This is a genomic window from Photorhabdus hindustanensis, from assembly GCF_002968995.1.
In the GTDB taxonomy this organism is placed as follows: Bacteria; Pseudomonadota; Gammaproteobacteria; order Enterobacterales; family Enterobacteriaceae; genus Photorhabdus; species Photorhabdus akhurstii.
The window spans coordinates 1-1056 of the sequence record NZ_PUWT01000203.1 but is presented as its reverse complement, the minus strand read 5'-3'; the positions used below and the strand labels follow the sequence as shown (position 1 = coordinate 1056).

The 1056-nt window shown below is 53.0% G+C and carries 1 rRNA gene; it reads right to left on the bottom strand.

Annotated elements, in window-relative coordinates:
- Positions 1-885 (bottom strand): 16S ribosomal RNA (locus C6H66_RS25355); the annotation flags it as partial.
- Between the last annotated feature and the right edge of the window lie 171 nt (positions 886-1056).

The window sequence follows — 1056 nt, the reverse complement described above, 5'->3', positions numbered from 1 at the left end:
GGCGGTCGATTTAACGCGTTAGCTTCGGAAGCCACAGCTCAAGGCCGCAACCTCCAAATCGACATCGTTTACAGCGTGGACTACCAGGGTATCTAATCCTGTTTGCTCCCCACGCTTTCGCACCTGAGCGTCAGTCTTCGTCCAGGGGGCCGCCTTCGCCACCGGTATTCCTCCACATCTCTACGCATTTCACCGCTACACATGGAATTCTACCCCCCTCTACGAGACTCCAGTCAACCAGTCTTAGATGCCATTCCCAGGTTGAGCCCGGGGATTTCACATCTAACTTAATTGACCGCCTGCGTGCGCTTTACGCCCAGTCATTCCGATTAACGCTCGCACCCTCCGTATTACCGCGGCTGCTGGCACGGAGTTAGCCGGTGCTTCTTCTGCGGGTAACGTCAAAATCCAACTCTGTTCAAGCTAAATCCTTCCTCCCCGCTGAAAGTACTTTACAACCCGAAGGCCTTCTTCATACACGCGGCATGGCTGCATCAGGCTTGCGCCCATTGTGCAATATTCCCCACTGCTGCCTCCCGTAGGAGTCTGGGCCGTGTCTCAGTCCCAGTGTGGCTGGTCATCCTCTCAGACCAGCTAGGGATCGTCGCCTAGGTAGGCCATTACCCTACCTACCAGCTAATCCCATCTGGGTTCATCCGACGGCGTGAGGCCCTTTCAGGTCCCCCACTTTGGTCTTGCGACATTATGCGGTATTAGCCACCGTTTCCAGTGGTTATCCCCCGCCCTCGGGCAGATCCCCAGACATTACTCACCCGTCCGCCGCTCGTCAGCAAAAGCGCAAGCGCTTTCCTGTTACCGCCCGACTTGCATGTGTTAGGCCTGCCGCCAGCGTTCAATCTGAGCCATGATCAAACTCTTCAATTCAAAGTTTGATGCTCAAAGAATTCTGACTAATTAGTTCGTAATGAATTAACTGTTGTTCACTCTTCAAGACTTTAAAACGTATTTTTTTGTGATACGGTCTTGTGAGTGCCHVTYAYGGGGGAGGTCAAAAAACAGACTACTCTGCGTATGGATCGCAGTGGAATGACTTTG